This window comes from Legionella moravica DSM 19234 (genome assembly GCF_000423305.1).
Classification (GTDB): Bacteria; Pseudomonadota; Gammaproteobacteria; order Legionellales; family Legionellaceae; genus Legionella; species Legionella moravica.
On sequence record NZ_KE384004.1, the window covers coordinates 91154 to 103902 of the forward strand.

The following is a 12749-nucleotide window of genomic DNA, read 5'->3' on the forward strand; positions in this document are numbered from 1 at the left end:
AGTGGACCCACCAATAAAGTCAAGCTGTTACGGCACGTTTAAAAGGGCGCATTTTGACTCTACGTGCGGCAATCATTTTTAAACTTCTATATAAACATCTCTTTGGATGTTTTATAGCCGATACATTACTAGGGGAACTGTTCATTTTCGTTGCTATTAAATCAAGTTCCTCTTATGTTATTAAGTTAGTTTTAGCATTTTTAAGCAAGTATTCTCTTAATCGACCATTCATATTCTCATTACTTCCATTTTGCCATGATGAATGAGTCTCGCAATAATAAATCTCACATTTCATGGTTGCATCAAGATGCTGGTGGTCAGCAAATTCAGAACCCTAATCAAATAATAATGGTTTTAACCATTTTTAGGATAGCTTCTAAATTTTGCATACAAATATATTTGAAAAATAGAGTTGAATATAAACTAGAGTGTTTAACAAAAAAAATGATTAACATTTGAACAAATAGAATGTTAAACTATACTTAGAGTTGTCATATATTAAATTTAAAGGGATTTTTAAATGACCCGAAGAAAATTTGAATGGGAAAATAAATTTCCACCAAACTGTCCTTTACATAATGCTAAACAATCAAATTTAGAGGATATTTATAGGCTTGTTCCACAAAGCAGGTTACAAGAGAATTATTTTTATCCTATAAAGAATCACTATACAAACCATCTTGATCCTTGTGTAAAAGAAAGTGCATGTTTTTTAGAAAATTTTGATGACGCTGAAAATGTTAAAAATACAATACCAGCATACAAAAACTTTCATATTGCTGAAGGATATATTAAATATAGTGATGGTGTATATATTTTTACCGATGAGTTAATTAATTTTTGGAGATATGAAGGAATTCAGATTCATATGCATTTCAGGGTGAGATAGAAATGAACTTTAATATTTTTGAAAATATCATTGAAACAATTATTTATTATGACAAGCCTGTATTATTCATTAGTAATTTAAATAATAAATTATACCTATGTACTTTAATTAAAATTGATGGTGAATCTGAAGATTGGTTAGCATCAGAGATAAGCGAAACCTCCTACCGAGATCTTAAATCTGGTCTTGTAGACTATTATACATGTTTTAAAAACTCAGTATCTGGAAACTCTCAAATTCTTGAAGTCAAAGATTGTAAAATTACTTATTTATTGGAGTTGAAATCAAGTGAATTGCTTGATGAAAACTTACCTAATAAAAACGTTTACTACACCAAATTACGTAATAGGAGATTGGATAATCCTGTTATTAACAATAGACCTTATTTTTGAGACGAGTTCATTTAAATTTAGTTAGACGATTTATCAAAACTGTCGCTAAACTTGTTGTTAAGTTCAATGTAATAGAAGAGTAGCTCGTTTGCAAACGGAAAATCAAACTAACACGTCTAAACAAAGTAGTAGACTATTTGAAGCTTGTAAAAAATGAGATGGACAAAAGGGACCAGTAGATCACCTGCGCTATGATTAGGTTATTGCCTTCCCCAACTCAAATTACCTACGTGTGGCATTGGGGACATTTTTAGATTGTATGTTAGCGTCAACGATCATGAAGTAAAGCTTTTTCCTTCTGTTTGTTATAAATACACTGTATCTTTTGATAAAACTCTGGAACTTGATTGTTGACTTGATTGGCAATGGTCTTATTAGTTAATAACTGCTGTGACATAGCCATAATTTGTTTATCAGCTTTTTCTGCAAAATAGCCAGTCATTCGCTGCCTCTTATTAATAAGGGTTTCAAGCTCCTCAAGTTGGGGATATGCTTTCTTCAAAATTTCAAATGCTTGGTCTGATATTTTGTAATCTTTGCTCTCAGCCACTTTTGTATCATCTCTAAGTGCTTCCTGTTTTGCATAAATTCTATTCTGTCCGATATTTTTCAACTGATCCTGCTGCCTAGCTTTCAAAAGATAAGCCTCATAATTAACAATAAAGTTATAAGCTTGTTTTATCTTATGCCCTACCCCAGCAATATGATTTACCGCTTTACCAATCAATGAATCAGAATCAAACCCTGATCGGGTAGCAAAATCCAATGGCCAATCAATGACATTATCTTTTGTACTGCTGCGGGATAAAGTTTGTTTTAGAATCTGTTCTGTTGAGTGATTTTCTTTGTCCGCATAGATATTCAGTTGTTCTTTGTGACGTGTCATAGCAACAAAGCTTAGATTTCTATCCCAGTATTTGCTATCAATTAGAACGCGAACTTTTTTTGCAGTCATGCCTTGGGATTTATGAACGGTCAGTGCATATGCATAATCTAATGCCTTATATTCTTTAGGAATAGTGAGTAATTCTCCACTATCCAACTGAATCTTCATTTGCTGCGCATTTATTTCTTTAACTGTTGCTGTATCTCCATTACGAACGCCTAGAACTTTGTTGTTTTCCCTAAATAACAATCGCTCACCTGTTGATATCCTGAGGCTTCGCTCTAATCCTTGATAGACGATGTTCTCATCACCAATTTTATTTTCAGCAATTAATGCTTCACGAGCCAGGTCATTGAGGTGGTTAACTGATTTTCTGGTGTAGGACAACATAATAGTATCCACCATATTCGTTGACTCAAGATCTTGTTTCCAGTCTGCAACTACTTGCTTTATGGCTTGCAGCTTAGAATCAGCAATTGTTATCGCTCCCTTGTCTTGATAATGCTGAATGGCTTTGTCTATATCCCCTTTGGCTAAATTAAGGCTCGCTTGCCTATCTCCCAATTCTTGTTGTCGTTTGATGTTTTCCAGCTCGATATAACCCGTGCGGGCAGCAATACCTCTGAATATTTCACCTTTTTGAATGGGTTTTAATTGATCCGGATCACCAATCAGCACCACTTTGCTACCTGCCTTGTGTGCCTCTTTAATCAAGTACGCCATACTCGCAAAATCAACCATCCCAGCTTCATCAATAATCAAGACATGCTTATCACTTAGTTGCATCATATTATTAGCTAAGCGATAAGATAACGATTTAATTGTAGAGGAAGCTATGCCTGTTTCAGCTTGCAACGCTTTCGCAACCTTACCTGATAAAGCAGCCCCAATGACCTCCATCCCTGCTTGGGTATAGTACTCATTTACAGGCTTTAACAAATAGCTTTTACCCGTTCCTGGACGGCCAATCACCACCGAAATATCTGAGCTTTGCGCAATAAAACGAAAGGCTTCTTGTTGTTCCTCACTTAATTGATAGTGTTGGGCAAGCCTATCAATAGATTGATGAACTACATGCTTTTGAGAGCCCATCATCGCTTCAATATCATTTAATAACTGAGCTTCCTGCAAGAAATGGGTGCGTGTAGTAAAGCTTGGCTGTCCTCTAGTGTTATCTCCAAGAGCCAACACATCATTATGACCCAATACTCTTTCAACAAACTGCAAATATTCTTGGGGGCTATCTGAGGCTTGAAATGTTTTAAATAATAAACGTTCAACATCCCTACGAGAAAACACACTGTATTGCGAAGACAAATGGTCAATCACAACATCAATATTATCTCGAGTGAGTTCCATTCGCGCCTGTTGAATCAATTGGTTTTCTTCAAGCAGGTAGTGTGCATTGGAATTGTGATGTTTACTGCGATGACGTTCTGAAATCAGATGATTAGCATCCACCTGTAAATCAAGATTGTTCTCAATGAAAAATTCGTTCTGCATCTCTCGCCATTGCTCGCCCCAATAATCCTGCTCGACCACAAACCCTTTGGCAAAAACCGGATTTAAATCGCGAGCCTTGTATTTGGAAAATCGGTTGTTCTCCAATCTTCGTGTTGGAATCAGAATGTGCGCATGTGGATTGCCATCACCATGATCATGAATAGAGATATCTGCTGGTAAACCTTTCTCCACGAAATGCGTTCGAGCAAACCGTTTTGCCAATTCAATCTGCTGAACTAAATTCAATTCACGAGGCAACGCCAAAACAAAATCTTTACACAATTGAGAGTTAGATCGATTTTCAGATCGCTCTACTTCATTCCATAAATAATCACGATCCAGAAATAAGTCAGAACCACCATCAGGCAAAAGAATTTCAGAGAAAACGACATCATCTCGCTTTGAAAAATCATAGGTACGCCCAATGCGATCATCATAAAGCTGAGCACCTGAACGATAAGCAGCCGCAGCTACTGCACTATGCCCTTTTGAACGAGAGTGAATTGAAACTTGAGCAAAAGCAATCGCCACTGAATCCCCAGAGATAACGAATCCATCGGTTGCTTTTTAAAATGAAAAAATCTTTGTCCATTAAAGATTTTTAAGTGTTTGAATCATGATACTAGCAAACAAACGAAAGTTTGTATATTGCGCCCTTGAATTCTTCTGCGGGATAGCCAGTGTTCGCTTCGCTCACTTCAGATGGAACACCCTATTGATTTTACAGATCTGGCATTGTACGCTTGTTCTGTTACTTCATTTGCGGAGAAATGATCATGTCAACGAAGACAGTATCGCAAATGGAAGCAGTACTCTTGGATAGAATCGAAAAAGCTAAAATCAAGCTGGATAAATTGCAGCAAAAGCATAAGCTTGAAATTGGTACTCTTGCCTACAAACATGGCCTTCATCAATTTGATTTGAAGCAACTAGATGCAGTATTTTTAAAACTTGCCAGAGAATTATCTTATGACCATGCTTGCCCAAATTGAAAAAGAAAAGCAAACTATAGCTCGTTGCAAGAAATCACTTGCTATAGAGAAAATTAAAAAACGCCGAGCAGATACCCGGTATAAGATTGAGCTGGGTGGTTTAGTTATCAAATCATCCATGAATAGATACGACAAAGGAATTATTTTAGGTGCTCTAGTCCATGTTTTTCATTTGATTAATGAGAATCAGAATTACTTAGGATTATTCAAATCTATTGGCGATAATTTGTTTTTGGAAAACAGGAACCCCTCGAAAATTGATAATAAGGGATAAGCTAAGGATGTTTTTATGAAATGTTTTAAACACTTTGATACAGATGCTGTTTGCGCTTCGGAGATTTACGTTGGACGTAATTCAGAAGGAGAAATCAGGGAGATTCGTCCAGTATGTCAAAACTGCCTTTCAGAGGAACAAAAAAGAATCGATGACTTAAATCGCAGTGGCAAAAAAATACTAATTGGTTTTTTGGTGTTTTTCATAGTTTTTATATTGCTTCTACTTCGATAATTATGAAATAAAAAAATCACTTGGTAGTTAGCTTATCTGTCATAATCATCACTACTACCAAGTAGTTTTCATCCGAGTGAGTTACCTATTTTATTGGATGTCAAACAATCACTCTTCGCATGCATTAAAGGCTAACCTTGAAAAATACCCATGCTGTACGAACCACCCAATCTCATGCTGACTTGAAATAACTAGCCCAGGACGCACAACAGATTCAAAGGTTGATAGCTCATCATTGACTGTGCCGACAAATAAAATAACATGATCGCCTGGCTTAACAAAGACATCCCCTGTTTTCATCCACTCAATAGATATAGGGCTTGTTTTCTCAAAGATTTGGCTTGTGTTCCATTTTGTCTTGAGCCCCCACAAATTTGAGATAAAACCGGAACAATCTACGCCGGCAGTGCATGAAGGTAAAGGATTAATCGCTGTATTTACATTGCCAGCTTTTATACGAGTAATTTTTTCATGAAATGAATCGACTGAATCAAAACCACCCCAACTATAACTCACTGAAAACAAACATTGTGATTCTTTCCCTACTAAGTAAGGGGGTATAGATCGACCCGGACAACTGGGATCATTTTCGATTGCCTGACTAAGATAGCACTCACGATTATAAAGATATTGTAAAGCACGAATAAATATCTCTGTTCTTGATTGGCAGGGTTCATCATTTAATGGCTGCAGTACTCTAGGTTCTACGTCTGGACGGCTATTTGAATTCGCTAATGCTAATAGGTTTTGAGACTCAAGGAATTGGTATTTTTTATTTTCAGGCAGTGGCTCGACTAAATCAAAAGCCAACCCCTTTGGCTGTCCGCTCATGAACCAAACCTCTCCCTTTTCGTTGATTGCAATAGAATGAACTACATAGTCATCAACTGAGATTTTAGGTAATCGAAAAACGGCCTTCAACTCCCCGGAGGCAGTGATTTTCAATAAATAAGTTACAACAGTGTAGCGATCGAAAAAAATTGATTCCCTAACCCATACAGTACCATCGGTATCAATCTGTTCAATCCGTGTACCCGCATTCATGACCTCATGATTTAGTTTAATCTTTTGCTCACCAATAATCAGGAAAGGCTTCTGACCATTAACTCCCTCATATACTATTTGATAATGCTGGCCTTTAACTAATGGACCGTCTATTTCTTGAGGATTACAAATAAAACATGACCGATCAATCCTTTGTTTCTTACTCTGGGAAAGTCTAGCCTTTTCCTTCTTTAGTAGACAGGATGGGCAATTCGAGAGTTCATTTAGGGTGCTCAAATTTAATGGGCTTACACTTTCAAAAAACAACCCAAAATCATCTATGACTGCTCTTGAAATTAAACTGCCGAAATTAATATTCAGTTCCTTTTGCTCGAATTTTTCGTTACTGATTTTTACGATGCTTGTTGTTAACCCATTGTTAGCAAATGCAAATAGCGCACCATCTCTATCCCGTATTAGTCGCTGATAGTATCCCAAAGGTAATTCAATACGTTTGATATAATTGCCCCGTTGGTTGAAAAATGAAATTGCATGGTTGTCACTATCCAGAACTGCTATTAATCCATTAAAAACAACGAAATCGGTTGGCCCAATTGCGAACATTTCAGGTGTGGGTTTATTCAAGATTTTTAGATGAGGTATTTCATTTTCCAACATAAACATGCGTTTGGCATGTGTTATATTGCTGAAAAGTAATGTGACTGTTATTACTATATGAGCTATGTTTTGCGTTGTAATTTTCAATACTAACTCCTTTTAAAAACTAAAGTGCTCGATGATAACCTCTGACAAATTAAGCTTCTTTCAACTCCCTCAATTTTTTTGCTTCAATAAATAATTGATTGCTCTCATTCTGCAATACCCCACCAATCACATGACAGCTATAAAAATCCGGTGTCTTAGACAAAATATCCTCCACCCCAACCTGAATTTGCCGACCAAACAACTCATGCAAAAATGCAATAGAACTCCCATAAACCACCTTTGGAATCATCGCCCAATAAGTTGCCGCAGCGCACATTGGGCAAGGTTCGGCAGTTGTATAAAGACTTAACTTGCTTACATCGCCATCGAACCCGCTCTCAAAGAGTCTATGAATGACTGATAATTCACCATGCATCAATGGATTGTTATGTGCGCTGTTTACCGACTTCAAAAGGATTTCCTTATCATCGTAAACAATAATCGCACCATAGGGAGCCATAGGGTTAGTCGCAGCAACTTCAATGGTGGCAGCCATAAAGTCATAAATATATTTATCCATCGTTACGCTCCGCTGGTTTCATATAGTTCTCAGCAAACTTGTTCGCGCTGACCTTGTAATTGGTATCAATTCGGAATGGGTTTAAATTGGATAGTTCGTCATAAATATCAACCTTCTCCTTCACTTTGAGGAAATATATCATCAGGATGGAAACTGGCGCGAGAAAGACCTCATACGATATTTTATAGGCATCCTCAAAAACAATGACGCTAGCCAGTTTTTCAGTCGGAACAATCCCATAGAATGCCACCAATGAAAATAAGCTCACATCGATAATGATTCCAAATGCCGATGAGGTGGCGATTCGAGTCCAAACGGTGGTGATAAATTCTTTTTTCAGGGAAATACCCCGTTTGCGTTGTCTTGATTTGATAAGTGAAATAACGGTGGAGTTGATGGTCATACCCAGAAAGAAGGCAGTGGCAGAAGCAATGAACATTCGCGCCTGATTGTGCAATATCGCTCGGTACGGATCGTTCTCTCCAATCGCCAACATATTGGTTACCCAAACATCAAAAACAAACAGTAGATTGCAGAAAATAACAAATAGCACCATCTGCTTGGTGCGTTCAATTCCATAAACGTCCGTCATCATATCAGCAGCAAGGTACGCCAATGAAAAGACAATACCCCCAACATTGATGGTCAAAAAACCAATAGAAATGAATTTGGCAGCCATGGTCTTGGATGCGATAAAAAAGACGATACTGGAGCAAAACAGCATGTGATGATATTTGAATGTATTGCCATCGTTCTTCAGGACTTGTGGCAGTTGAAATTTAAAAAGATGCCTGTCCGACTGGATTGGGCTTTCTATGTGTTCAATTCTCGCTATCACCACAGAGAGCCAATTATAAAAAATATTAAGCAACCCGAAGATGAGCAAAGGCACCACGATCTGGGTGTCAGGGGTATTTTTGTGCATATTTAACCAGCCCATATCCAAAAAACAAAACGCAACCAAAGATACCCAGAAAATATACCCGTAGTATTTATGATTTGCCGGACTCGCTAAACGTATCGGGAGAAGCGCACATACCCATAAAAATAAAGAACTTTTTATCAGGTATAGAAAATCCCGACCCAGCACCAGCGTGTAAGGTTCTTGCATTTTCCAGAATGAAGAGGCGGGCAGCCAGATGGCAAACTTCAAGAACAAAACGTAAATGGCGTGAAATAACAATACCGCATACACAGCATGTCTGAGATATGCGAAGCCATAAATACCATGAATAAGACGCAACACAAAAAAGACGACTGGCCACCACAGTAATTCTGAGGATGTGAGTATTCCATGGATTTGGATCACCTGTGCTTCTGCTGGCACGGTAATCAAAAAAAAGAAGACTGCAAAACCCAATAGCGTATGGAATACCTTATACTGCAAGGGAGTTTTGGATTTACCAATGGAATTATTCATCGATGAAAACCCTCTTAAGGGTGGTGACGCATTTCCTCTTTAAACTGGGTTCCGTCTTTTTGGCAACAATCAGTTTTTCTGAATGAGAGCCAAACTGCTGCCCCATATCAAACACGATGCGAGGGTCAACCAGATAAATCATATCGGTTTTAACAAACTCAGCCACAGACATATCCTGATTCACACGCTTGTTGGCAATATGAAAGGCAACAGTTAATTCATTGCTGTCGGGATCGGTATAGATATTATCAATGCGAATAAGATAAGGTTCCCTGATTTGCCCTTTGAACCTTAAATACAAATGCTGATACAAAAACCGTAAAAATCGATTTCCTTGATTCCACTTTTCCATGTTTACATCCTACAACTTATTTTTTGGAGCGTAGCTTTTGATGCACCTCAAGAATCACACCAGCGACAGTGTATAAATTTCTATCGAACAATTCTACTGGTAATTTAGGATTGATGGGGTACAAATAGCCTTGAGTTCCTTCTAAAACGTATTTTTTAATGGAACAATGCTGGGGGCTATCGTTCCTCTTCACAACAATGTACGAGCGATCATCCGGCATCATGTCTGGATTAACAATCAGTAATGAGTTTTGCGGAAACGTAGGCTCATACAAATCAGTATCTATCGCGAGAGCAAAGTAATCACCATCAATCTCATTGGATGACCAGCGATACCATTCGTTTGTCATTCGGGTTGGATGGCTGAACTCATAAATGGGCAAAGACTGCGCCAAAGGCTCTGTAATCGATGTTCCTTCACGAACAATGGATTCTAAGCCAAGAAGCTGCTCAATAGTAATTCCAAAATAGTTTGCAATTTGCAGCAAGGTGCTCGCTTTCGGATCGGTAACATCACCATTCAAAATTCTTGTGATTTTGTTGGTTGGTATACCTAGCTTTCGTGCAAGTGCTGCAGGCGTCAGTTTATTCTCACGTTCAATTAAATCCGTCAGCGTTTGCGCTAATTGGAGATTGTTTGATTCACTTAAAATATTTGTCGTCATACCTTGACTTTCGTTACATAGATGTAATAATTTACATTGATGTAACGAATTACACCGATGTAAAACTAATATTACCATATTTTATGGGAATATCACTTAGTCATTGGTCATGATTTTAATTAAATCAGCAGCGCAGTAGATTTGCCTTGCAGTAAGGAGTGTTTGCATATGGATCAGCAAGTAAAACTGAACATCTATAAGGGAATGATTCAGTACATCATCAATTCGACACATTACACCTTGAAGAATATTGCGGATTTGTCGGATACGCACATCGACAATATTCGTTCTATTTATTGTCACAATGCGGTTCCTAACGGTTTCAGGTCAGAGGTGCAGCTCATGAAGCTCTATCAAATTGTTCTTGAAATCAGTTCCAATCCAAAGAGCCACTCTTTGACTGGTTAGCTTTCATAAATAAAGAAGGAAGTTTTGATTATGAAATGGGTAAAACTTAAAAAATATTGTCAGGATACTGGAGACACAACCAATGCGGTGCACTGTAAGCGCAAGCGTGGCATGTGGTTGGATGGGCTACATTGCAAGTTAGGACCGGATGGCAATTTATGGATTAATTTGGTGGAGGTAGAGCGATGGGTGGAAAACGGCGATCAGGCGACACTCCAAAAACTGCAAGCGGGGTTATAGTAAGGAAGTGGCCTTCTGGAAAAACAACGCTAAGAATTAGCTTTTATTACAGAGGGGTACGCTGCTTTGAAACCTTAAAAATCGAGGCAACGGCTGCTAATATCAAATATGCAGAACGATTAAGGGGTGAGATTTTAAATGCGATTGAACGTGGTAATTTTTCTTACCCTGATTACTTCCCGAACTCAAAACGCGCCTATATCTTTGGGCATGTTCAGTCAAAAATCACTATCGGTGAATTACTGCGTGAATTTTTAGCTGAAGCAAAATCCACAAAAGAGGCAAGTACTTATCGAGGTTACAAGCGGGTTTGTGAGGGACATCTATTGCCTATGTTTGATAAAGTGGAAATACAGGACTTGCAACCTGCCATGCTTAGAAAATGGATTCGAGGCTTACAGTGCACCACCAAAACAGTGGCAAATATTTTGACCCCTCTGCGTGCTGTTATTGAACAAGCCTTGGTAGATCAATATATTAAAGAAAATCCGCTCAATAGCATTATTGTAGATAAGCTGCTTAACAAAGAAACTAAAAAAAGTGATTACAAGCCAGATCCATTCAGTGTTGATGAGATAAAGGCAATATTAAGTGAATCTGAAGGGCAAGTACGGCTTTTATTTCAATTTGCTTTTTTCACGGGGCTACGTGTTTCGGAGTTGATTGGCTTGAGATGGGAGGACATCGATTGGAAAAACCAGATCATTCATGTAGAAGAAACCATCGTTGCAAAAGAAGCAAAAGGTCCGAAGACAGAAGCAGGCATACGGGATGTGATGTTATTGCCCCCAGCACTAGATGCGTTGGAACAACAAAAAGAATACACTTTTGCTCATAAAGGAAGAGTTTTTCATAATCCTCAAACCAATAAACCATGGGAAACATCACAGCAAATTCGCCGAACCCAGTGGATGCATATTTTAAAACGCGCAGGCATACGTTATCGCAATACCTATCAGACTCGGCATACTTATGCGTCAATGATGCTATCTCAAGGAGAAAACATCATGTGGGTTTCCAAGCAATTAGGTCATGTTGATGTTGAGATGGTGATTAAAACTTATGGTCGATGGATACCAGATAACTCATTACAATCAGGTTATCGTCCAGTTCATAATTGGGGTTGCCATTTAGAGTGATTAGTTAATTAAAAACTGTTGCTTCATGAGGGTAAATCGGGGGGTTGGTTTATATAGATACTTGTATCCGTCTGGACAATCAAGAACTCTCCCTTTTCTATATCAACCACATGAACAGCCAAACCATCCTCTGTACTCAATCGAGGCAGTCCAAGTCTTGTGGCTTTTGGATCCTGAAAAGTTCCAGTATCAATAACGGATTGAAATATGTGAATCTTGTAAGCATTACCGTCTTGGTCATAAGCCCAAAATGAATCGATATATTTGTCACCTAGCCTTCCCATTATTTGCTCCTTAACTTCGTTAAAAAGGACGAAATATCTTCTGTAATGGTGCCGGTATGGTGCCCAAGAGTATAGGACTATGAATTTTATCTATATAAATCAACAATTTAATTGGTGGAGGCGGCGGGAATCGAACCCGCGTCCGCAAATCCTCTGCCTTCAGCTCTACATGCGTAGCCTTGTCTTTTAATTTAACTGTGCATTCTCCGACAGGCAGGATACTACACAGCGATTCCCTGAATTTCGCGCCTTAATTCGGGATGGATTAAGACACTAGCTTATCTCTTATGACCGTTGATTCGATACCGATAAGCGGGCTCGGTCGAACGGGATACTGGGTTTATTGGCCAGTACACAGTGATGGTTCAACTAAAGTGCTTATTAGGCAGCGATAGCTTCTCCACCAGCAAAGTTTTCATCGTTTGCGTTTATATTTAGTTGAGTCTGATTTACGAGAGTTCTCATTCTCGGCATGCACCTCTGGTTTTGCAACCCACGTCGAAGCCAGGTCGCCCCCAATTTGTACACTTTAATTATAACACAAAATCACATTGTATAATCACTTGAATATAAAATATTGCTCAGAACATGACAAAAAAGCTGTCTTGCCCGCGCAGGCGGGCAACTATTTGGGATTTGGCACTGTAGCAGGTTGAGATATCGCGTTGACATACACTAAGAATCATATCATCTCTTAGCCAAAAGGAGGTGATATAGAGTGGAGCTGCTAGTTGAAAGAGAGTTTAAACGTGGAGAAAAATAATCCCCTCGCCCCTTTGGCATCGGTTTATTTTGATGAATAG

15 protein-coding genes, 1 other RNA gene and 1 pseudogene are annotated in these 12749 nt (G+C 38.4%); 8 read left to right on the forward strand and 9 right to left on the reverse strand.

What is annotated here, in order from left to right:
* Positions 1 to 86: 86 nt before the first annotated feature.
* Positions 87 to 334, reverse strand: a pseudogene (locus tag G543_RS19590) (transposase); the annotation flags it as partial.
* Between the two features lie 186 nt (positions 335 to 520).
* Between G543_RS19590 and G543_RS0116005 the strand changes: the two are divergent.
* On the forward strand, positions 521 to 889 hold the full coding sequence (locus G543_RS0116005; protein WP_028385423.1) for a hypothetical protein: 369 nt from the start codon (positions 521 to 523) through the stop codon (positions 887 to 889).
* A gap of 2 nt (positions 890 to 891) precedes the next feature.
* A complete protein-coding gene (locus tag G543_RS0116010) occupies positions 892 to 1281 on the forward strand; it encodes a hypothetical protein (RefSeq protein WP_028385424.1) in 390 nt (129 codons plus the stop codon).
* A gap of 268 nt (positions 1282 to 1549) precedes the next feature.
* Here the strand turns inward: G543_RS0116010 and traA are convergent, their stop codons facing one another.
* On the reverse strand, positions 1550 to 4201 hold the full coding sequence (traA, locus tag G543_RS0116015; RefSeq protein ID WP_028385425.1) for a Ti-type conjugative transfer relaxase TraA: 2652 nt from the start codon (positions 4199 to 4201) through the stop codon (positions 1550 to 1552).
* 245 nt (positions 4202 to 4446) lie between these two features.
* On the opposite strand from traA, the gene G543_RS0116020 reads away from it, so the two are divergent.
* The 3 genes from G543_RS0116020 to G543_RS0116030 are packed head-to-tail and all read left to right on the forward strand — an operon-like array spanning position 4447 to position 5170.
* Positions 4447 to 4662 carry a hypothetical protein gene (locus tag G543_RS0116020; RefSeq protein ID WP_028385426.1) on the forward strand — a complete coding sequence of 72 codons (216 nt, stop codon included), beginning with the start codon at positions 4447 to 4449 and terminating at the stop codon, positions 4660 to 4662.
* Entirely contained in the window at positions 4640 to 4936 is a 297-nt protein-coding gene (locus G543_RS0116025) for a conjugal transfer protein TraD (protein WP_028385427.1), read from the forward strand. The genes G543_RS0116020 and G543_RS0116025 overlap by 23 nt, the downstream gene beginning before the upstream one ends.
* Positions 4937 to 4951: 15 nt before the next feature.
* Positions 4952 to 5170 carry a hypothetical protein gene (locus tag G543_RS0116030; RefSeq protein ID WP_028385428.1) on the forward strand — a complete coding sequence of 73 codons (219 nt, stop codon included), beginning with the start codon at positions 4952 to 4954 and terminating at the stop codon, positions 5168 to 5170.
* A gap of 108 nt (positions 5171 to 5278) precedes the next feature.
* Here the strand turns inward: G543_RS0116030 and G543_RS0116035 are convergent, their stop codons facing one another.
* The 5 genes from G543_RS0116035 to G543_RS0116055 all read right to left on the reverse strand — a co-directional run bounded on the left by G543_RS0116035 (position 5279) and on the right by G543_RS0116055 (position 9875).
* A complete protein-coding gene (locus G543_RS0116035; protein ID WP_028385429.1) occupies positions 5279 to 6919 on the reverse strand; it encodes a C40 family peptidase in 1641 nt (546 codons plus the stop codon).
* A 49-nt stretch (positions 6920 to 6968) separates the two neighbouring features.
* The gene (locus G543_RS0116040) at positions 6969 to 7439 is read right to left on the reverse strand and encodes a deaminase (protein ID WP_028385430.1); all 471 of its coding nucleotides are present in this window, start codon (positions 7437 to 7439) and stop codon (positions 6969 to 6971) included.
* Complete coding sequence (locus G543_RS0116045; protein ID WP_238584715.1) at positions 7432 to 8766, reverse strand: VUT family protein; 1335 nt, start codon at positions 8764 to 8766, stop codon at positions 7432 to 7434. The genes G543_RS0116040 and G543_RS0116045 overlap by 8 nt, the downstream gene beginning before the upstream one ends.
* Before the next feature lie 85 nt (positions 8767 to 8851).
* A complete protein-coding gene (locus G543_RS0116050) occupies positions 8852 to 9211 on the reverse strand; it encodes a hypothetical protein (RefSeq protein WP_028385432.1) in 360 nt (119 codons plus the stop codon).
* A 16-nt stretch (positions 9212 to 9227) separates the two neighbouring features.
* Positions 9228 to 9875: a LexA family transcriptional regulator gene (locus G543_RS0116055; RefSeq protein WP_027264497.1), complete on the reverse strand. Its 648-nt coding sequence runs from the start codon at positions 9873 to 9875 to the stop codon at positions 9228 to 9230.
* A gap of 168 nt (positions 9876 to 10043) precedes the next feature.
* On the opposite strand from G543_RS0116055, the gene G543_RS0116060 reads away from it, so the two are divergent.
* Genes G543_RS0116060 through G543_RS0116065 form a run of 3 tightly spaced genes read left to right on the forward strand, consistent with a single transcriptional unit; the run spans position 10044 to position 11662 of the window.
* Complete coding sequence (locus G543_RS0116060) at positions 10044 to 10283, forward strand: hypothetical protein (RefSeq protein ID WP_028385433.1); 240 nt, start codon at positions 10044 to 10046, stop codon at positions 10281 to 10283.
* A gap of 30 nt (positions 10284 to 10313) precedes the next feature.
* Positions 10314 to 10523, forward strand: a complete 210-nt coding sequence (locus G543_RS18820) for an excisionase (RefSeq protein ID WP_072401522.1) — start codon at positions 10314 to 10316, stop codon at positions 10521 to 10523.
* Positions 10469 to 11662 carry a tyrosine-type recombinase/integrase gene (locus G543_RS0116065; RefSeq protein ID WP_028385434.1) on the forward strand — a complete coding sequence of 398 codons (1194 nt, stop codon included), beginning with the start codon at positions 10469 to 10471 and terminating at the stop codon, positions 11660 to 11662. Before G543_RS18820 ends, G543_RS0116065 begins: the two co-directional genes overlap by 55 nt.
* 23 nt (positions 11663 to 11685) lie before the next feature.
* Here G543_RS0116065 and G543_RS0116070 read toward each other — a convergent pair whose 3' ends face one another.
* Both G543_RS0116070 and ssrA read right to left on the reverse strand, forming a co-directional pair.
* Entirely contained in the window at positions 11686 to 11946 is a 261-nt protein-coding gene (locus G543_RS0116070) for a hypothetical protein (RefSeq protein WP_028385435.1), read from the reverse strand.
* Positions 11947 to 12058: 112 nt separating this feature from the next.
* Positions 12059 to 12463, reverse strand: a transfer-messenger RNA (tmRNA) gene (gene ssrA / locus G543_RS18825).
* Between the last annotated feature and the right edge of the window lie 286 nt (positions 12464 to 12749).

Excerpts from the sequence above, each read along its gene's own strand:
- G543_RS0116005 (WP_028385423.1), top strand. The coding sequence starts at position 521 with ATGACCCGAAGAAAATTTGAATGGGAAAATAAATTTCCACCAAACTGT.
- G543_RS0116010 (WP_028385424.1), top strand. The coding sequence starts at position 892 with ATGAACTTTAATATTTTTGAAAATATCATTGAAACAATTATTTATTAT.
- G543_RS0116020 (WP_028385426.1), top strand. The coding sequence starts at position 4,447 with ATGTCAACGAAGACAGTATCGCAAATGGAAGCAGTACTCTTGGATAGA.
- G543_RS0116025 (WP_028385427.1), top strand. The coding sequence starts at position 4,640 with ATGACCATGCTTGCCCAAATTGAAAAAGAAAAGCAAACTATAGCTCGT.
- G543_RS0116030 (WP_028385428.1), top strand. The coding sequence starts at position 4,952 with ATGAAATGTTTTAAACACTTTGATACAGATGCTGTTTGCGCTTCGGAG.
- G543_RS0116040 (WP_028385430.1), bottom strand. The coding sequence starts at position 7,439 with ATGGATAAATATATTTATGACTTTATGGCTGCCACCATTGAAGTTGCT.
- G543_RS0116050 (WP_028385432.1), bottom strand. The coding sequence starts at position 9,211 with ATGGAAAAGTGGAATCAAGGAAATCGATTTTTACGGTTTTTGTATCAG.
- G543_RS0116055 (WP_027264497.1), bottom strand. The coding sequence starts at position 9,875 with ATGACGACAAATATTTTAAGTGAATCAAACAATCTCCAATTAGCGCAA.
- G543_RS0116060 (WP_028385433.1), top strand. The coding sequence starts at position 10,044 with ATGGATCAGCAAGTAAAACTGAACATCTATAAGGGAATGATTCAGTAC.
- G543_RS18820 (WP_072401522.1), top strand. The coding sequence starts at position 10,314 with ATGAAATGGGTAAAACTTAAAAAATATTGTCAGGATACTGGAGACACA.
- G543_RS0116065 (WP_028385434.1), top strand. The coding sequence starts at position 10,469 with ATGGGTGGAAAACGGCGATCAGGCGACACTCCAAAAACTGCAAGCGGG.
- G543_RS0116070 (WP_028385435.1), bottom strand. The coding sequence starts at position 11,946 with ATGGGAAGGCTAGGTGACAAATATATCGATTCATTTTGGGCTTATGAC.